The sequence below is a fragment of the Halomonas sp. AOP22-C1-8 genome (assembly GCF_052378905.1).
Lineage (GTDB): Bacteria > Pseudomonadota > Gammaproteobacteria > Pseudomonadales > Halomonadaceae > Vreelandella > Vreelandella citrativorans.
Window position 1 is genome coordinate 1 of sequence record NZ_JBQSYD010000038.1, and the last position, 18,478, is coordinate 18,478.

The 18,478-nt window shown below is 52.2% G+C and carries 18 protein-coding genes and 2 tRNA genes; 14 read left to right on the plus strand and 6 right to left on the minus strand.

Annotation, left to right across the window (positions count from 1 at the left end):
• Nucleotides 1-97: 97 nt before the first annotated feature.
• On the plus strand, nucleotides 98-439 hold the full coding sequence (locus ACT3TY_RS16300) for a hypothetical protein (RefSeq protein ID WP_444628905.1): 342 nt from the start codon (nucleotides 98-100) through the stop codon (nucleotides 437-439).
• A gap of 2 nt (nucleotides 440-441) precedes the next feature.
• On the opposite strand, the gene ACT3TY_RS16305 is transcribed toward ACT3TY_RS16300, so the two are convergent.
• Complete coding sequence (locus ACT3TY_RS16305) at nucleotides 442-660, minus strand: DUF3820 family protein (RefSeq protein WP_172117222.1); 219 nt, start codon at nucleotides 658-660, stop codon at nucleotides 442-444.
• A gap of 142 nt (nucleotides 661-802) precedes the next feature.
• On the opposite strand from ACT3TY_RS16305, the gene mqo reads away from it, so the two are divergent.
• A complete protein-coding gene (gene mqo / locus ACT3TY_RS16310) occupies nucleotides 803-2,506 on the plus strand; it encodes a malate dehydrogenase (quinone) (RefSeq protein WP_444628906.1) in 1,704 nt (567 codons plus the stop codon).
• A gap of 98 nt (nucleotides 2,507-2,604) precedes the next feature.
• Here the strand turns inward: mqo and ACT3TY_RS16315 are convergent, their stop codons facing one another.
• Nucleotides 2,605-3,480, minus strand: coding sequence for a LysR substrate-binding domain-containing protein (locus ACT3TY_RS16315; RefSeq protein WP_444628907.1), 876 nt, complete (start codon nucleotides 3,478-3,480; stop codon nucleotides 2,605-2,607).
• A 130-nt stretch (nucleotides 3,481-3,610) separates the two neighbouring features.
• On the opposite strand from ACT3TY_RS16315, the gene ACT3TY_RS16320 reads away from it, so the two are divergent.
• Nucleotides 3,611-4,036, plus strand: coding sequence for a VOC family protein (locus tag ACT3TY_RS16320; RefSeq protein WP_444628908.1), 426 nt, complete (start codon nucleotides 3,611-3,613; stop codon nucleotides 4,034-4,036).
• A 45-nt stretch (nucleotides 4,037-4,081) separates the two neighbouring features.
• Here ACT3TY_RS16320 and ACT3TY_RS16325 read toward each other — a convergent pair whose 3' ends face one another.
• A complete protein-coding gene (locus ACT3TY_RS16325) occupies nucleotides 4,082-4,975 on the minus strand; it encodes an AraC family transcriptional regulator (protein WP_444628909.1) in 894 nt (297 codons plus the stop codon).
• A 205-nt stretch (nucleotides 4,976-5,180) separates the two neighbouring features.
• Between ACT3TY_RS16325 and ACT3TY_RS16330 the strand changes: the two genes are divergently transcribed.
• Together ACT3TY_RS16330 and ACT3TY_RS16335 are read left to right on the plus strand one after the other, a co-directional pair.
• Entirely contained in the window at nucleotides 5,181-6,242 is a 1,062-nt protein-coding gene (locus ACT3TY_RS16330) for an NAD(P)-dependent alcohol dehydrogenase (RefSeq protein ID WP_444628910.1), read from the plus strand.
• Between the two features lie 158 nt (nucleotides 6,243-6,400).
• Nucleotides 6,401-8,074 (plus strand): methyl-accepting chemotaxis protein, encoded by a 1,674-nt coding sequence (locus tag ACT3TY_RS16335; RefSeq protein ID WP_444628911.1) that lies wholly within the window; start codon nucleotides 6,401-6,403, stop codon nucleotides 8,072-8,074.
• A gap of 91 nt (nucleotides 8,075-8,165) precedes the next feature.
• Here ACT3TY_RS16335 and ACT3TY_RS16340 read toward each other — a convergent pair whose 3' ends face one another.
• The gene (locus ACT3TY_RS16340; protein WP_444628912.1) at nucleotides 8,166-8,933 is read right to left on the minus strand and encodes a class I SAM-dependent methyltransferase; all 768 of its coding nucleotides are present in this window, start codon (nucleotides 8,931-8,933) and stop codon (nucleotides 8,166-8,168) included.
• Between the two features lie 182 nt (nucleotides 8,934-9,115).
• Between ACT3TY_RS16340 and ACT3TY_RS16345 the strand changes: the two genes are divergently transcribed.
• From ACT3TY_RS16345 to ACT3TY_RS16355, 3 genes are all read left to right on the plus strand, one after another.
• A complete protein-coding gene (locus ACT3TY_RS16345) occupies nucleotides 9,116-9,382 on the plus strand; it encodes a DksA/TraR family C4-type zinc finger protein (protein ID WP_444628913.1) in 267 nt (88 codons plus the stop codon).
• 112 nt (nucleotides 9,383-9,494) lie between these two features.
• On the plus strand, nucleotides 9,495-10,226 hold the full coding sequence (gene nfsA, locus ACT3TY_RS16350) for an oxygen-insensitive NADPH nitroreductase (protein ID WP_172117213.1): 732 nt from the start codon (nucleotides 9,495-9,497) through the stop codon (nucleotides 10,224-10,226).
• Nucleotides 10,227-10,350: 124 nt separating this feature from the next.
• Nucleotides 10,351-10,947: a hypothetical protein gene (locus tag ACT3TY_RS16355; protein ID WP_444628914.1), complete on the plus strand. Its 597-nt coding sequence runs from the start codon at nucleotides 10,351-10,353 to the stop codon at nucleotides 10,945-10,947.
• Between the two features lie 22 nt (nucleotides 10,948-10,969).
• On the opposite strand, the gene ACT3TY_RS16360 is transcribed toward ACT3TY_RS16355, so the two are convergent.
• On the minus strand, nucleotides 10,970-11,494 hold the full coding sequence (locus ACT3TY_RS16360) for a helix-turn-helix domain-containing protein (protein WP_087106281.1): 525 nt from the start codon (nucleotides 11,492-11,494) through the stop codon (nucleotides 10,970-10,972).
• Between the two features lie 288 nt (nucleotides 11,495-11,782).
• Here ACT3TY_RS16360 and gltX point away from each other — a divergent pair, with 288 nt between their 5' ends.
• The 3 genes from gltX (at nucleotide 11,783) to ACT3TY_RS16375 (ending at nucleotide 13,564) form a co-directional block, all read left to right on the plus strand.
• Nucleotides 11,783-13,261: a glutamate--tRNA ligase gene (gene gltX / locus ACT3TY_RS16365; RefSeq protein ID WP_193054819.1), complete on the plus strand. Its 1,479-nt coding sequence runs from the start codon at nucleotides 11,783-11,785 to the stop codon at nucleotides 13,259-13,261.
• Between the two features lie 131 nt (nucleotides 13,262-13,392).
• A tRNA-Ala gene (locus ACT3TY_RS16370) sits at nucleotides 13,393-13,468 on the plus strand.
• A 20-nt stretch (nucleotides 13,469-13,488) separates the two neighbouring features.
• Nucleotides 13,489-13,564, plus strand: a tRNA-Glu gene (locus ACT3TY_RS16375).
• 626 nt (nucleotides 13,565-14,190) lie between these two features.
• Here ACT3TY_RS16375 and gltA read toward each other — a convergent pair.
• Nucleotides 14,191-15,477 (minus strand): citrate synthase, encoded by a 1,287-nt coding sequence (gene gltA / locus ACT3TY_RS16380; protein ID WP_172117211.1) that lies wholly within the window; start codon nucleotides 15,475-15,477, stop codon nucleotides 14,191-14,193.
• Between the two features lie 499 nt (nucleotides 15,478-15,976).
• Here gltA and sdhC point away from each other — a divergent pair, with 499 nt between their 5' ends.
• From sdhC to sdhA, 3 genes are read left to right on the plus strand one after another with little or no spacing between them, the layout of a single operon-like run.
• Nucleotides 15,977-16,354, plus strand: a complete 378-nt coding sequence (gene sdhC, locus ACT3TY_RS16385; RefSeq protein ID WP_441679627.1) for a succinate dehydrogenase, cytochrome b556 subunit — start codon at nucleotides 15,977-15,979, stop codon at nucleotides 16,352-16,354.
• Nucleotides 16,348-16,695, plus strand: a complete 348-nt coding sequence (gene sdhD / locus ACT3TY_RS16390) for a succinate dehydrogenase, hydrophobic membrane anchor protein (protein ID WP_172117210.1) — start codon at nucleotides 16,348-16,350, stop codon at nucleotides 16,693-16,695. The genes sdhC and sdhD overlap by 7 nt, the downstream gene beginning before the upstream one ends.
• A gap of 3 nt (nucleotides 16,696-16,698) precedes the next feature.
• Entirely contained in the window at nucleotides 16,699-18,471 is a 1,773-nt protein-coding gene (sdhA, locus tag ACT3TY_RS16395) for a succinate dehydrogenase flavoprotein subunit (protein WP_172117209.1), read from the plus strand.
• The last annotated feature ends 7 nt before the right edge of the window (nucleotides 18,472-18,478 follow it).

Sequence of the window (18,478 nt, forward strand, 5' to 3'; positions counted from 1 at the left end):
ATCACTGACCGTCTCAGCGTGATAGTGAGTAGCGATAAAGCCAGTACGTGAGACAGTAGGTGAGACAGTAGGTGAGACAGACATTAACAGGGTTTTTATGACAGATGTTGCGACTGCCGTGCGCCAATTACTCACCACGGCACCCGAAAAAACATTACCGATCACCTATCAGCAAGTGGCTGCGGCGTTGGGTCTGACACCTCCACGTACTATTCAGCGGGTGGCTCAGGCGCTAGAGCAGCTTATGCGCGATGATGCTGCTGCCCATCAGCCGTTTATCGCCGCGCTGGTGGTAAGCCGCCGGGGCGATAATATGCCCGCTGCTGGTTTTTTTGAGCTGGCCGTAGCGCTGGGGCGCTTCTCCGATGACACCACGCAACATGCCAAGGCGTATCGTCATGAATATCAGCAGGTATTGGCGTCGCGCTCAAACGCGTAACCTTACTTGGACGGCTTTCGTAACGGCTCCAGCAAGTCGCTTAACCCATTATGGTCAATTTCCTGCATTAGCTGCAGCAGTTGGCCAATCTCTCCCGATGGAAAACCTTCCCGCGCAAACCAGTTAAGGTAGGGCCCCGGCAAGTCGGCAATGAGCCAGCCCTGGTGTTTGCCAAACGGCATGGTGCGAGTTACCAGTTTTTCAAGGTCTTCAGGTCTCATGTCTTACTTTCCTTTGTGCGTGTCTATCGCATTGGTTTCCGAAAAGATCTAATTTTGCTAGACTTTAGTCGAAGTCAATACCCCCCTCGATGCCGGGCAATTATAGCTTCGGCAAGTTATTTCTGTATCGTCAGGATATGACATGCATAAACATTTACGTTTTTTACTCTGCACACCGCTTTTAGCGTTTGCAGCGATGCCCGTTGCGGCGGATGAGCCTGTTGATGTTGTATTAATTGGTGGCGGTATCATGAGCGCCACACTAGGTACCTATCTTCAAGAATTAGAACCCGACTGGGATATCCATCTTTACGAGCGCTTGGGCCAGGTCGCTGAAGAGAGTTCCAATGCCTGGAACAACGCAGGCAGCGGCCACTCTGCCTTCATGGAAATGAACTATACGCCGGGTGATGGCGACCACGTTGAAATTGAGCGTGCGGTTAACGTTACCGAGCAGTTTGAAATTTCCCGCCAGTTCTGGGCCCACCAGGTCGATCAGGGCATCCTGAGCGACCCGAAAGCCTTTATTAATTCGGTGCCGCATCATGCGTTGGTGTGGGGGGAAGACGATGTCGCTTTCCTGCGCGAACGCTACGCACGCATGACCGAAAACCCGCTTTATGAAGGCATGGAATACTCGGAAGATCGCCAGGAAATCGCTGAGTGGATGCCGTTAGTGATGGCTGGCCGTGATGAGAACACGCCGGTTGCCGCGACTCGTATGCAGATGGGTACGGAAGTTAACTACGGCGCGCAGACTCGCCAGATGGTCGAAGGCCTGGGCGATAGCGATAACTTCACGCTTTCGCTTAACAGTGAAGTGCGCGGTCTTGAGCGTAACGACGACGATACCTGGCACGTGACGATCAAAAACCTGGAAAGCGGTGATGAAACCACCATCGATTCCCGGTTTGTGTTCATTGGTGCGGGCGGTGCTGCGCTGCCGCTACTTCAGGAATCCGGTATTCCGGAAGCGGACGCTTACGCCGGCTTCCCGGTGGGTGGCCAGTTCCTTTACACCACCAACCCTGAGATTGTCGCCCAGCACCAGATCAAAGTGTATGGCAAAGCCGGTGAAGGTTCTCCGCCGATGTCGGTTCCGCACCTGGACTTCCGCAACCTGGATGGCGAGCCTGCGCTATTTTTTGGCCCATTTGCCACGTTCTCAAGCAAGTTCTTGAAAGAAGGCTCCTGGACCGACCTGTTTGGCTCCATAACATTTAACAATATCTGGCCGACAACCCAGGTGGGGTTGCATAACTTCAATCTGGTGAGCTACCTAGTGGGTCAGGTAATGATGTCCGATGACGACCGCTTTGAAGCGCTGCAGGACTTTTTCCCTGAAGCGAACAGCGATGACTGGAAGCTTTGGACCGCCGGTCAGCGGGTTCAAATCATCAAGAACGACCCTGAACATGGCGGCCTGCTGCAGTTTGGTACCGAAGTGGTAAGTGCTGAAGACGGCTCAATCGCTGCACTTCTGGGGGCTTCACCCGGTGCCTCAACCGCGCCGCCCATTATGCTGCATTTGCTGGAAAACGTGTTTGCTGAGCAAGTGCAAAGCGATGCGTGGCAGGAAAAGCTGACCGAAATCGTACCGTCTTACGGCCAGCGTCTTTCTGAAAATCCGGAGCTGCTGCGTGAAATGCGGGTATACACGGCAGAAGCGCTTAAGCTGAATGAGCCGATGAATGCTGCTGAAACAGATACAGACGTTCAAGCGGAAGTTGAAAACGCGCAGCCTGAATCAGAAGCCTCTGATGCCGGTGATGAGAGCAGCGCTGACGAAAACGCTGATGCACAAAGCGAAGAGCAGGACGCCGAAACAGAAGAAGTTGCTCTGTAAGGTTTTGCCTGCTTAAGCCCTGAATGCACTAGTGTGCCATGTCAGGTGTGGTCGATAACGCTAACCCCTTTTTAAGGGGCTAGCGTTTTTTTTTGGATTCAATAGTGGGGATTGGCAGCTTCACAAATCAGCTGGGCAAGCGCGCGGGCTGGGGCACTTAACTGGCTGCTTGCGCGATGAATCAATCCTACATCCCGATGAAACGTATGTTCACCCAGCGGGATGGCGCGCACCGCTGGTGGCCAGGGCTGCAGGGCGGCTACCTCTGGCACCAGGGCAATGCCCACGCCGTTGGCCACCAATTGGATAATGGTATCCAGCTCGTCCACCTCACACAGCTCATGCACATGACAGTGCTGGGCGCGTAAAAAGCGGTCGACTTGGCGGCCGCCAAACGAGGTGCGGTCGTAACGCACAAAAGGCTCGCGGCTGAGCAGCTTGCGCCAATCATCGCCTTCCGTTAAGGCCGGGACGATTAGGCGGTAAGGTTCATGGGCTAGTGGTGTCCAGCGTAAATCGCTGTGCAGTGAGAAAGGCGGGCGAATAATGGCCGCCATATCAAGCTCGCCTGCATCCACCTGATTGACCAGCGCCATGGAGAGCCCCGGCACCACGCGGCTCCGGCAGTCGGGATAGGCTCGGTGAAAACGGGCCAAGGCACTGGGCAGTAGCGAGCGCTGAATGGAGGCAATAGCGCCTATGTTCACCGGCGTGCTGGCAGGCGTATCGGTATTGGCTTCGCCAAGTGTCCGGTAAAGGGCGAGTAGGGTATACGCCTGTTGAAGAACGTCCTGGCCTTGCGCCGTTAATACCGCCGCACGCCCTTTTCGGGCAAACAGGGTAACGCCCAGCTGTGCTTCCAGCCGCTTCATCTGTGCGCTAACAGCCGCTTGCGTTAAGCCGATTTTCTGGCCTGCCGAGGCAAAGGTACCTTCTTGAGCGACGGCTGTTAGGGTTTTAAGCTCTCGTATCATTGATAAATAATATTTGTGAGTTGAAGAAAAAGATATTGATTTTATTTTTATAAAGCTCGGCCTAGGATGACCATCGCGGGTTGGCACTTCGTGTCACTCATTACATAACGAGAGCGAGCAGGAGACCACTATGAGCCTTTCCCCCTTTCATTTGGCCATCCCGGTTTACGATGTAGCGCTAGCCCGGGCTTTTTACAACGACGTTTTTGGTCTGGAAGAAGGGCGCTCCAGTGACAACTGGGTCGACTTCAACTTTTTTGGTCACCAGCTGGTAATTCACGGCCACCCTAAAACGCCCAGCCAAGAGAATGCCCATACCAACCCGGTAGATGGCCACAACGTACCGGTGCCGCATTTCGGCGTAATTTTAGAGTGGGATGAGTGGGAGGCACTTGCTGAGCGCTTGACGTCTCGCAACACCGTTTTTGTGATTGAGCCTTACGTACGCTTTAAAGGTGAAGTGGGCGAGCAAGCCACCATGTTCCTGCTCGACCCCTGTGGCAACGCGCTAGAGTTCAAGGCGTTCAAGGACAAGAGCCAAATCTTTGCAAAGTAAGTCTGCAAAGTAATTTCGCCAGTGAGCTAGCCAAGTAAGCGATAACTACCCCTGCAACATCTGCTCTTGGCGACGATGTTGCAGGGGAGATTCGCCAAAGTAGCGTTTATAGTCACGGCTGAATTGCGGCACGCTACGATAGCCGACCGCCAATGCCGCCTGGTTGACATTATGGCCCTGCTGCGACAGAAGCTGCTGGGCTTTTATCAACCGCAGCCGCTTTAGGTACTGGGCTGGCGAGGTGCGAGTAATCTGCTTGAAATAGTGATGGAACGTCGAAACGCTCATGCTGGCTCGCTGAGCCAGCTGTTCAACCGTAAACTCATCGGCGAAGTTTACGTGAAGCTTCGATAGCACCTGCACAATGCGTGAATAGTGCCCTTGGCCGTTCACCAGCGCCCTGAGTGCGGGCCCCTGTTCTCCTTTCAGCGCCTCGAAAACCACCTCGCGGATGCGCGACACCCCCATGACCGCACACTCTGTTTCGCATTTCAGCGTGTTTGTCAAGCGGGCAACGGCATGCTGCATACCTTCTGTCATGGCAACGGATGCCATGGGCTTGGGAGAAAGGGCGGGTGCGCTGGCATCGCCCATGGCCATGACCATCTCGCTTAACAAGGGCGGATCCAGCTTTACTGAAATACCCAGTAGTGGTGCTTCGGGTGAGCCATGAGTTTCACACTCAAACGGCAGCGGCAGGGTCTGTACCAGGTAGTGGCCGGGGTTGTAGTGAATTTCACGATCTCCCAGATAGCCCACTTTCCGGCCCAGAGCGATAACGGTCAAGCTGGGCTCGTACAGTAACGGAGTGCGAGCTTGATGGCGCCCCAAACACAGCAGCGAGACGCCCGGTAGATGCGTCTGGGTGATGCCGTCTGCCTGGGTTAGCGCTGCAATAGTGCGCGCCAAGGGCGGGTAGGTAGGAAGCAACGAGCTCATGAAGACCTTCCAGAAACGTGCAAAAATGGGTGGCTTCGGATAATAGTGCCATAATATCGGTTTATTTTTGTTATTTAATCACAGTTATTTGTAGGAATAGGCAAAAAATACGGAGCTTCGCTCATCGTTATTGCGGTTTAATCGGCGAATAATGGTCAGGCGTCCTCACGGTCACGAGGATCACCGATTTAAGGAGTTTTATCTGATGAGCCAAGCTAAATCCTACGCTGCCTTTGCGGCGGATAAACCGTTAGCGCCTTTTTCATTCGAACGTCGTCAACCGCGTGCCGATGATGTCGCCATAGAAATTCTTTACTGCGGTGTTTGCCATAGCGACCTGCACTTTGCTCAGAACGATTGGGGCATGAGCCAATACCCGGTCGTGCCGGGGCATGAAATTGTAGGCCGAGTCACCTCGGTAGGCAGTCAGGTGAGCCGTTTTAAAGCAGGTGATTTAGTGGGCGTTGGCTGCATGGTTGATTCTTGCCGCACCTGTAGTGCCTGTAACGATGGCGTTGAACAGTACTGCCTGGAAGGGTCCACCATGACCTACGGTAGTGAAGACCGCCAAGACGGCACGATTACCCAGGGTGGTTATTCCGATAGCATCGTGGTGAGCGAACATTTCGTGTTGAGCATGCCTGATGGCATCGACCTTGCCTCTGCAGCCCCTATTTTGTGCGCAGGTATCACTACCTATTCGCCGCTTAAGCACTTTGGTATCGGCAAAGGACATAAGCTGGGCGTTATCGGTATGGGCGGTTTGGGCCATATGGCTGTGAAACTGGCCAAAGCACTTGGCGTAGAAGTGACCGTCTTTACTCGTTCCGATGCCAAAGTAGAAGAAGCCAGGCGTAATGGCGCCGACCATGTGGTGGTTTCAAGCGACCCAGCACAGATGGAAGCCGTGGCTGAGAGCTTTGACTTCATGATGGATACCGTACCTGTTCAGCACGACCTAAATCCTTACCTAAAGGCGCTTAAATACGACGGTACGCATATTCTTGTTGGTTTGCTGGAGCCTATCGAGCCTCCTATTGAAGCCTTCAATCTGGTATTCAAGCGTCGTGTCGTGGCAGGTTCTTTAATTGGTGGCATTGCTGAAACACAAGAACTTTTAACGCTGTGTGCTGAGCAAAACATCACGTGTGATATCGAAATGTTGGATATCAATAATATCAACGAAGGGTTTGAGCGCATGGCGAAAGGCGATGTGCGTTATCGTTTCGTGATTGATATGGCAACCCTTAAAAATACCGCTGTTTAAAAAAAGCGTCGGTATTTGCCCATCTTGGCCTGAGCCATGGTGGGTTTTTTTATACCTTTTAGTTATACATAGGTCGATAGTGGCACATAAAGTATTTCAGCTTGGTTTACTCTTGCCGATAGTAATGAACAACCATAAACGGCAAGGGAATCAACTGGATGAGACATCTCTCTATTAAGTGGACTTTGACCGCAGCGCTCGCGTTGATGGTATTGATGATAGGACTGATAAGTGGATTGGGGTTTTATGCCAATCACACCAGCGGCCGAGCGCTTGAGGAGTTAGCCGATGTCAATGTTCGGTTAACTAATCTTGCCAACCGTACCCAAGTCAATGCACTCAGAGCACAAACGTTCCTGGACCGTTTTGCAAGCTTCAGTACGCAAGGCAATCCTGATAAAGGCCTGGAAAGCCGCCAGCTGGCGATTGAGGCCGTAGCAATGGCCCAAGCGAATTTTGATGAATTCAGTGCGTTGTCGGTGCCAGAAGAGAGTGAGCTTGCCGACTACCGTGAGGCTGTTGTTTTAAGCTACGAGGCATTTGTTACCGACGGCATTGTACCCCTGCTGGAGGCTCCGCCGTTCCAAGTGCAGCGTCACCAGGAGGCATTAGGCGAGAGTGGTGTACGGATGGATGAGGCCATGAACGGTTTTATCGCTTACACCGAAGCGCGGGGGCAGCGCGTGATCGAGCAGGTGGGGAATTTGACCCAAACGGTCGGCGTGATTGCATTAGCGCTGCTCATTCTTTCGTTAGTGGCCGCCACTATTATCCGTATGGCCATGATGCACAGCGTCGTGCGCCCACTTAACCAGGCAATAGCGCATTTTGCCACCATTGCCGAAGGAGACTTGACCGACCGCATTGAAGCGCGAGGGCATAACGAGGTGGGCCAATTGTTCAGCGCCCTGGCGGGCATGCAGGCCAAGCTGAAAGCACTGGTGCACTCTCTACGCAGTAGTAGCGAGAGCGTTTTTAATGGCGCGGGCGATATCTCATCGGGAAGTCAGGACCTCTCTTCGCGCACAGAGCAGCAGGCATCTGCGCTGCAACAAACCGCTTCCAGCATGGAGCAAATGTCAGCGACCGTGAGCAAAAACGCAGAAACCGCTCACACTGCAGACCAGCTGTCGATCGCTGCTTCTCAATCAGCGGAAGCTAGCGGCGAAGAAGTGCAGCGCACGGTACAGTTGATGCGTGACATTGCATCCAGCGCAAGCCGCGTTAACGACATTATCGGGGTTATTGACTCGATTGCTTTTCAAACCAATATCCTCGCCCTTAATGCATCGGTTGAAGCTGCTAGAGCCGGGGAACAGGGGCGTGGGTTTGCGGTTGTTGCCAGTGAGGTTCGCTCATTGGCTACGCGCAGTGCCGCCTCCGCCAAAGAAATTCGTGACCTGATTGGGCAAACAACATCACAAATTAACGGCGGCGCGGAACAGGCTGAACGCAGTGGGCATACGATTCAACAAACGGTGCAGGCGATTGGGCAAGTAACCACGTTGATGAGCGAGATATCCACGGCAAGTCGTGAGCAGAATGGGGGCATTGAACAGATTAATGCCGCACTCACTGAAATGGATTCGGTCACGCAGCAAAATGCTGCTCTGGTGCAACAAACCAGTAGTGCAGCCAGCGCGCTTGAAGACCAGGCGCAGCAGTTAGCCACGTTGATAGCGACGTTTCGGCTAGATGAGCAGGCGCCTGCCACCTCATCAAACCAACTGCCTGCGAAAAAAGCCGTCATAAAAGAGAGCGTTGGCAAAGAGAGCATTGGTAGAGAGAGTATTGCTAAAGAGAGGGCAACTGAGGAGTGGGACGCGTTTTAACCGTTTTAACTACTCTAGCTGTTTTAAGAACGGGGGCTGGAGCCTGCCGGGGCTACAAAGCATGTTGCTCTGGCAGGTGGCCTGTAACAGGTTATACGTGGGCTGAGACGCGTAAGCGGACATAATCTGCTGTCCAGTTTCCTTGGCCATCTTTTAAGCTATGACCAAGAAGAATCATGGTGTTATCCATAATTGAGTCTCGAAGATCATCTTCTAATCCATGTAAAAACGGATTGGCGAAGGTTTCAAGCCAGCCTGCCATCCCCGCCGGTAACGCGGTAGGGCGCGGAAGCAGCTCAATTGAATCTATCTGAAAACCAACCGTTTGCAGCAGGTGTGCGTACTCTTCTGTGGTCGGAAAATACCACGGGTGCCGACCGCGAGCGCTAATACCCCGAAACTGAAGCGAAGCAATGAGCGCGGTACAAATAGCCGCGACATTACCGTGCCCGCCAAACTCAGCCACGAACCGCCCACCCGGTTTTAAAGCCCGCTTAACACCAGAAAGAACAGCCTGAGGATCCAGCATCCAATGAAGTGAGGCGTTACTGAAAACGGCATCAAATTCGTGGTCAAACGGAAGCTCATGGGCATCAACAACACGAGCGGTAACGCCGCGTTGGCGTGCGGCTGTGACCATTTCCTCTGATGAGTCAATGCCTAATACATCAGCACCAAGATGCATTAAACGTTCGGTTAATGCGCCGTCGCCGCAGCCCAGATCCAAAATGCGCTGGCCTGGTTGTGGCGAGAGCAGCTTTACGACGTCACTGCCTAATTTGGGAACAAAATGGGCATTTTCCGCATATTGTCCGGCATTCCACTCTTGACCAGAGGCATCAGATTTAATGTTATTCATGGCAGCTTCCTGGCATCGTTATGTTTCATCAGGGGATTATCAAAGAGTATAGCCTGAAGCGCTACAACATCCTTGTATGTAAGGAAAATTTCTTAACGCTAAGCGATTCCATTAGTGGAATATTCGTGACCTGCCGATAGCTGCTACCTTGATAGATAAACCAGCGAGTAGGGAATTCAATAATGGCAGGCGGATGGGCAAAAGAGGGTGCCGAACAAGAGCAAATCGAAAGAACACTGGATGATGCTGTCGAGCTTGCCCGCAGTCGGCTGCCGCAGGGCAAAAGCCGTAAGTATTGTGAGGAGTGCGATGAGATGATTCCTGAGGCGCGCCGCCTTGCAGTCCCCGGGGTTCGCTTGTGCGTTGTTTGCCAGAACGAGCACGACAAGAAACAGTCGAACACTAGCAGCTATAATCGCCGAGGTAGTAAAGACAGCCAGCTTCGCTAAGCAAGCCCATGTTTGCGCTTATTGGATAAAAGCGTTTAGCAGTAGGCTATTAGCGTGCGGCTGTGCGATTCTAGTGTTGATAAGCGATACTGATTTATAAAGGCGAGGTACCATGAACGACGTTATTAAACTCTTGAAATCCCACCGTTCAGTTCGAAAATTCAAGGATCAGCCGATTGCACGTGAGCTGCTGATCGAACTTATCCAGGCGGGTCAAGGCGCGGCAACGTCCAGTCATGTTCAAGCCTATACGGTTATTCATGTTACAAATCCGGCTAATCGCGAGCAGATTGCTGAGTTAGCGGGTGGACAGCCTTATATTGCCAGCTGTGCGGACTTTCTGGTCTTCTGTGCTGATATGAAGCGCCCAACCGAGGCATCTGAGCGGGCGGGTTCCAACGTTGTTCGAGGGATGACAGAACAGCTGTTGGTAGCCACGGTAGACACTGCTTTAATGGCGCAGAATGTTGCGACAGCTGCTGAATCAGAAGGGCTGGGCATCTGTTATATTGGCGGTATTCGCAATAACCCCCAAGCGGTTAGCGATCTATTAAAGCTGCCTGAGCATGTTTACCCTGTATTTGGTATGTGCCTTGGCTATCCGTCTCATGAGCCGGAGGTAAAGCCCCGCCTGCCGGTTGAAGCGATCTTAAAAGAAGACTACTACAGCGACGACAGTGCGCAGGTGCAAGCGTTTGATGACACCATGCAGGCGTATTATCAGTCGCGTAGCAGTGGTAATAAAGACACCGATTGGTCACAAAACCTGAAGCCGCTGTTTGATAACAAACTACGACCCCATATGCGCGACTTCTTGATTCAGCGTGGCTTTGAAATGAAGTAGCCCAAACGGCACCTTGCTTATGACCGCCATCGCTCCTCTTCCTGATGCTTCATGAGTGATCGAATTCACTGCTGCCAGCAGGTGGCAGTGATAATCTGGAAGCCGCCGTTTTTGAGGAAGCACTATGTGTAAGTTACGAACAGGGTATAAGCGACAAACGGGCTTTGGCCTATTAATGGTGGTGACGATGTCGGCTGCAGGATGCAGCGGTTCCGAAGATGAACCGCCGAGTAATGTATCTGAACAGACAGCTACCAGAACGCAACCGGCTGACGCTTCTGTAGCGGAAGAGCCTGCGACCATCGTACCCTTGGAAGTCGCTATTTCGACATCGGTTGCCTTGCGCCCTGATCGGCGCCTGATGGTGGAGGGAGAAACCAATCTACCTGATCAGGCGCAGGTGCAGGTTATTGTCGAGCGCGAAGTGAGTCGTGTGCGCTGGAGGGCACGTGCGCGGGTTAGTGACGGAGGTTTTATTGCCGGTCCATTTGGTTCAGGAAGCGGTTTGCCGGATGGTGGCTATATCGTACAGGTGCAGCTTTCCGAAGCCAGTGTGCAGCCTCAAACCGTACAAGCCGTGATCGGTAATCGCGGGGAGAATTTGGCGGGAGAGCTGGTTAGCCAATCCCGCCATGGGTTGGGTCAAGTGGCCACCTACTCACGCCGTTTCTTGGTGGGGGAGGAGCCAAGACGAACACGTGACCAGGTGGAAGTGCATTAACATTTACGGGGATGTAGATGCTTTAGACAGAACGCCAATGGGCTAACAGTACCGCATGTATTTCTACGTCAGAAGGCGCTTTTGCAAAGTGCTCAAGTACAAAACGCTCATCGCGACTGACAAGATAATGCCCGGCTTTATGAAATACGTGCGTTGGGCCTAGCAGCAGTAAATCATTGGCTGCGACGGGTGAAAAGTCAGTGCCTGAATCTGGCGTTGCCATAACACAGGGTGCTTTCCAGTCGATATTTAACGCTAAATGGTGTGGAACGGTAATTGTCGTTGCTTGCACCTGTTCCCAGGGGAGGGGGCCAGTGTGTTTCAACGTCAACAGTTGAGGGGCGGTGTCGCCTTCCAGCAAGGTAGCAAGTGAACAATCCAACGCCTCGGCTAGAGCGACCAAACGCTCGTGACCAATTTGTTTAATTGCACCTGATTCCCAGTAGGAAATAGTAACATCCGACACGCCAACGTTACGTGCTAGGGCAGCTTTGTTGAGCTTGGCCCTAAGACGCAATTGCTTAATACGTGAGCCTAGCGATTCCATTTCGATTTCCTATAATTGAGCTGTGTAAGCTCGTTAAGTTTACTTCAACCACAGTTGCAGCGATGTGAGCACGCTTAGTGCGTTTAAGCACTTTTTATAAGCATGATCGCCGATCATCGACGCCGCGCCATACTAAGCGATTGTTCAGTGTCGCGCATCTTGTAATCTTATAACCGTATTACTTTTTGTAAGACGCTTTAATATGAAAGTCGTTCCATCTACAGCGCTGTTGGTTATGCGTAGGGTAGGTATAATATCGCTACGCTTTCTCGCTATAAGGATGTCTTGATGACCGTTCGTACTCGCATTGCACCTTCCCCGACGGGGGATCCCCACGTTGGCACGGCGTATATTGCGCTGTTCAATTTATGCTTTGCGCGTCAGCATGGCGGGCAGTTTATTTTGCGCATTGAAGATACGGACCGCGTACGCTCAACGCCTGAGTCAGAGCAGATGATTCTGGACTCCTTGCGCTGGCTTGGGTTGGAGTGGGATGAGGGGCCTGACGTTGGCGGCCCACACGGTCCGTACCGCCAAAGCGAACGTGGCGATATTTATGCGCAGCATGCTCAACAGTTGCTGGACGCTGGCCATGCGTTTAAATGCTACCGCACTGCAGAAGAGCTGGATGAGCTGCGTGAGTCGCGTAAGGCAGCAGGCTTGCATCTGGCTCTCAAGCCGGGTGACTTGGCTTTGGATGACGCAGAAGCTGCACGCCGGCAGCAGGAAGGCTGGCCTTATGTCGTGCGTATGAACGTGCCCAGCGAAGGTGTCTGTGTAGTAAACGATATGCTGCGCGGTACGATTGAAGTGGAGTGGGCACAAGTTGACGCGCAGATACTGCTCAAGTCGGACGGCATGCCTACTTACCATTTGGCGAATGTGGTAGATGACCATTTAATGGAAATCACGCATGTGCTGCGTGGCGAAGAATGGATTAACTCTGCACCCAAACACCAACTGTTATATGAATACTTTGGTTGGGAAATGCCTGAGCTATGCCATATGCCGCTTTTGCGTAATCCCGACAAATCCAAGCTGTCCAAACGTAAAAATCCCACGTCGATTAATTTCTATCGTCGGATGGGCTTTTTACCTCAAGCGGTTACCAATTACCTTGGCCGTATGGGCTGGTCCATGCCGGATGAGCGCGAGAAATTTAGCTTACCCGATATGATGGCCGAGTTTGATATTCAGCGTGTATCGCTGGGCGGCCCGGTGTTTGATCTTGAGAAGCTTACCTGGCTCAACGGCGTTTATATCCGCGAGGACCTGGATGATGATGCGCTGCTTACTGCGCTGCGCGAATGGGCGTTTAATGATGCCTATGTAAGGCAAATTTTGCCCCAGGTACGTCCACGCGTAGAAACACTTTCACAAATCATGCCGCTAGCCGGGCACTTCTTCTCAGGCTTACCTACGCTTACAGAAGATGACTTCGCCAGTATTAAGCTGGAGAAAGACGAGTTAGTGAAATTGCTGCAGTTCCTGGTCTGGCGCTTTGAGGTGCTACCTGCCTGGGATAAAGAAGCGCTGCTGGCCGAAGTAAAGAGCTTGTCAGCGTACTTCGAGCTTAAAATGAAAGCATTCTTGGCGCCGATTTTTATTGCGATTACAGGCAGTAGCTCAAGCACGTCTGTTATGGATGCCATGGCGATTCTGGGTTCCGATATCACTCGTGCGCGTCTGCGCAACGCTATTGATGTGCTGGGTGGCGTTTCCAAGAAACAAGCGAAACGTTTTGAAAAAGAGTACCGCGATCTGTAAGTCGTTCAGCTAATGGCTGCAGGAAACGCCATTCTCCATTGACGTTAGGCGTCTGGCGTTTTTCTGGGGTATTAATGCCCTTGACGAAGACGAGCGTAATCAGTATTATACGCTCCGTCTTCAGGACATGTGGGGCCTTAGCTCAGCTGGGAGAGCGCAACACTGGCAGTGTTGAGGTCAGCGGTTCGATCCCGCTAGGCTCCACCATTTAGTTTGTTTGTCGTAACGTCCCATTCGTCTAGTGGTCCAGGACACCGCCCTTTCACGGCGGTAACAGGGGTTCGAACCCCCTATGGGACGCCATATCTTTTATGCTCTTCTATCCCCATATTGATGTAGTAATGAACTCCTTCATTTGCTGCGTTTTTTCCTGCCTGTTATCTAGCTGAGCCGCTAAATCCTCACTTTATTTGTGGTATTTTCGCTTGACTTGTCCACTTTTGGTGGTCCTTGCTAAAGGTTGTGCACAACCCCATGCTGCACCCGCGAAAAATATTCGAATTAACTTATCTTGTTTAAAAACAAGGACTTACACGCGGTCAAAAAATGACCAATTTAAGGGGAGGTCACTGTTCATGGCGATTCAGGGGCATTTGTGAGAGGTTATGAACAAGGTTATCCACAGATAGTGTGGAAAACATTTTTCCAGCCTGGCTCTTAAAAAAGTCAAGCGCTATTACGGCCTTTTGCTCGCTTTTTGGCTGGCGTTTTCGTCTATTGATGAGGTGAAGCGTGCGCGTTTGGAGAGGCGTTATTGGGTGTCGTGCTAATGAGGTCAGAATACGCGTCTAGCGCACGTATTCGAACATGTTTAGAGGGATGGGCTTGCGGGAGTTATTAGGCTTGGAGAGCGGTCATATACAAGCAGAGACGCTTAAACAAGGAAGGCCACCCGTGGGTGGCCTTCTTGAAGATTAAACCATCGAAAATTATTTCGACGGGTAATCGCGTTGGTCATGGCCAGTGTAAAGCTGACGCGGACGACCAATTTTATAGCTTTCGCTCAACATTTCGTTCCAGTGGGAGATCCAGCCAATCGTGCGTGATACGGCAAAGATTACCGTGAACATATTGGTGGGGATGCCCATCGCTTTCAAAATGATGCCAGAGTAGAAGTCGACGTTCGGGTAAAGCTTGCGCTCGATGAAGTATTCGTCTTCCAGCGCAATTTGCTCTAGGCGTTTGGCAATTTTAAGCTGCGGGTCGTTCGCCATGCCCAGCTCGGCGAGTACTTCGTCGCAGGTCTCTTTCATTACCTTGGCGCGGGGATCAAAGTTGCGATACACGCGGTGACCAAAGCCCATTAGCTTGAACGGGTCTTCCTTGTCTTTTGCCTTATCAATGAAGCGTTGGATGTTCTCTTCAGAGTCGTCGCCAATCTCATCAAGCATCGCCAGTACGGCTTCGTTCGCACCGCCGTGTGCCGGGCCCCATAGTGCCGCAATGCCAGCGCTAATGCAGGCAAAGGGGTTGGCGCCGGTCGAGCCTGCCAAGCGTACGGTAGAGGTGGAAGCATTCTGCTCATGGTCGGCATGTAGCATGAAAATGCGATCCATCGCTTTCGCGTAAACCGGGTTGATCTTGTACTCTTCGCACGGGTTGCTGAACATCATGTAGAGGAAATTCTCTGCATAACTCAGGTCGTTGCGCGGGTAATTAAACGGCTGACCAACATTATACTTGTGCGACATGGCCGCCAGAGTAGGCATTTTGGCGATCAGGCGAATAGCACTAATAGTGCGGTCTTCTTCTTTAGTGATATCCATGTGGTCATGGTAGAACGCCGCAAGGCCGCCTACGACGCCGCACATAATTGACATGGGGTGCGCGTCGCGGCGAAACCCTTTAAAGAAGTTGTTGATTTGGTCGTGCACCATCGTGTGATTGCGAATGCGTGCAGCGAAGTCCGTGTACTGCTCGTCGTTGGGCAGTTCACCAAAAAGCAGGGTATAGCTCAGTTCAACAAAGTTGGACTCTTTAGCCAGTTGGTCAATAGGGTAGCCGCGATGCAGCAGTACGCCTTTGCCGCCGTCAATATAGGTGATGGCAGATTGGCAAGAAGAGGTGGCCATAAAGCCAGGGTCGTAGGTGAACAGGCCTTCCGCACCTAAGCCACGGACATCAATAACGTCTGGGCCAAGGGTGCCGGAGTACATGGGTAGTTCGATCGTTTTATCAAGACCGTCTACCGTCAATGTTGCTTTCCTGTCAGCCATGTTGGCCTCCTTTCGGATTCGGGTTGGGACGTAAAGTCATTGTTTCGCATGCCGCGCCGGCGAAAAGGTTTGCCCACTATAAGAGCGCGCGACATTTTGTCAATTATGCAAAGCGCTAGGCATGGGTGGCGCGTGTATGGTTATGCAAAATTATTATCTTAGACAATTTTTGTATATGGCAAATGATAGCTATAGTAACCAGGTGTCAGAGATTTGACGAATCCTTAACAGGCTTATCAAATTATCGTGACTCTGTCACTATATCGATGCTGCATTGCAAAATCGACTCGGGCGGGCTGCTTTTTTTTGCAACATAATTGAGTTAGGTCCGAGTTCGGTTTGTCAGCAGGGGCGAAGGTTCTTATAATCCACGGCGCGCGACCGGCAGGTAGGTGGTCGTGCCCGACTTGGCAAACGGCCGAGCCCCTTCCAGCAACCACTGCCCGCTCGGGCTATGCCCGACCTGTCGCAGAGCGGGCCAAGAGAGTGTGTATAAGCCGTGAATAGCAAACGACCCGTAAATTTAGATCTAACAACGATACACTTCCCACTTCCGGCACTGACGTCGATTGCCCACCGTATTACGGGGGTTATTCTGTTCGTTGGCCTGGTGTTCGCTTTTTGGGCGTTGGGTAAGTCACTTTCATCTCCAGCAGGCTTTGATGCCGTTAGCAACGCACTTGCCAATAATTTATTGGCCAAGTTCATTGCTTGGGGACTGCTTTCTGCGCTGGCGTTCCATTTTGTAGCAGGGATTAAACACCTGTTAATGGATGCCGATATTGGTGTGACACTAGAAGGTGGTGTGCAAAAAGCACAGATCACCGTTGTGGTGAGTGCCGTTCTAATTATTCTGGCAGGAGTTTGGGTATGGTAACCAACGTCACAAGTTTTGGCCGAAGCGGACTGTCTGATTGGCTGATGCAGCGTGTGTCTGCGGTGGTGCTGGCCGTTTACACGGTCTTTATGGTGGCCTATCTGTTGTTTAATCCAGACCTTGACTACTACACCTGGAGCGGCCTGTTTAACCAAACGTGGATGCGGATCTTCTCATTGCTGGCTTTTATATCCATTGCAGCACATGCCTGGATTGGCTTGTGGACCGTAACCACTGATTACCTTAAGTCCACTGGCCTGCGCGTAGGTGCCCAGACGCTGATTATTCTGGCTATCTTCGTGTACCTGGTTTGGGGCATTCAAATTCTGTGGGGAGCTTGATAAATGTCTAACCTTCGTAGCCTGACGTTTGACGCCATTATTATCGGTGGCGGTGGCGCTGGCCTGCGCGCTGCTTTAGAACTGGCGAAGTCCGGTAAACAAACAGCCGTCCTTTCCAAAGTCTTCCCGACACGCTCTCACACTGTCTCTGCCCAGGGCGGTATTACCTGCGCTATCGCGTCTTCTGATCCCAATGACGATTGGCGCTGGCACATGTACGACACTGTTAAAGGCGGCGACTATATCGCTGACCAGGACGCGTCGGAGTATATGTGCTCTGAAGGCCCGAAAGCTGTATTTGAACTTGAGCACATGGGCCTGCCGTTTTCGCGCTTTGATAACGGCCGCATCTATCAGCGTCCGTTCGGTGGCCAGTCCAAGAATTTCGGTGAAGGCGGCCAGGCGGCGCGTACTTGCGCGGCGGCAGACCGTACCGGTCACGCACTGCTGCACACGCTTTACCAGAACAACCTTAAGAACAATACAACGTTCTTGAATGAGTGGTACGCGGTTGATCTGGTGAAGAATGGCAACGGTGACGTGGTGGGTTGTATCGCCATGTGCATTGAAACTGGCGAAGTTGTTCACGTTAAATCCAAAGCCACTGTATTGGCGACTGGCGGTGCTGGCCGAATTTACGCATCTACCACCAATGCCCTGATCAATACGGGTGACGGTATCGGTATGGCGTTGCGTGCGGGCTTCCCGATGCAGGATATGGAAATGTGGCAGTTCCACCCGACCGGTATTTACGGTGCGGGCACGCTGGTAACCGAAGGGTGCCGCGGGGAAGGTGGCTACCTGATCAATAAAGACGGCGAGCGCTTTATGGAGCGTTACGCGCCCAACGCGAAAGACCTGGCGGGTCGTGACGTTGTTGCGCGTTCCATGGTCATGGAAATTCTGGAAGGCCGCGGTTGTGGCGAGAAGGGCGACCACGTCTTCCTGAAGCTTGATCACTTGGGTGAAGAGGTGCTGAGCAAGCGTCTGCCTGGTATCGTTGAGCTTTCAAAGACTTTTGCTCATGTCGATCCAGCGAAAGACCCGATCCCGGTCGTGCCGACCTGCCACTATATGATGGGCGGTATTCCGACCAACATTCATGGTCAGGCGATTCTGCAGGACGAAAGCGGCAACGACCAGATCATCAACGGTCTGTTCGCCTGTGGTGAAGCAGCGTGCGTATCTGTTCACGGTGCTAACCGTCTGGGCGGAAACTCTTTGCTGGACCTGGTGGTGTTTGGCCGTGCCGCCGGTATGTTTATTGAAGGCGCGCTGAACGAAGGTATTGAGTACCTGGATGCCTCCGAGTCTGATATTGAATCAGCGATGAAGCGTATTACTCGTTGGAACGAGTCGGAAGGCGGTGAGAGCATTCCTGCGCTGAAAGCAGAGCTTCAGGACATCATGCAGAACTCTTTCGGTGTATTCCGTGAAGAGAAAAACATGCTGGAAGGCGTTGAGAAGCTTGCCAACCTGCGCAGCCGTATTGCCAATGCTCACCTGCCTGATAAGTCCAATGCTTTCAACACGGCCCGTGTAGAAGCGCTGGAACTTGATAACCTGATGGAAGTGGCCGAAGCGACGGCAATTGCTGCCCTTGAGCGTAAAGAGAGCCGCGGTGCCCATTCACGTTACGATTACCCAGACCGTGACGACGTCAACTGGCTGAAACACTCGCTCTACTTCCCGCTCACCAAAGAGCTGAAGCAGCGCGACGTCAACTTCAAGCCGAAAACTGTTGATACGTTCGAACCCAAGGTTCGTACCTACTAAACTCCGC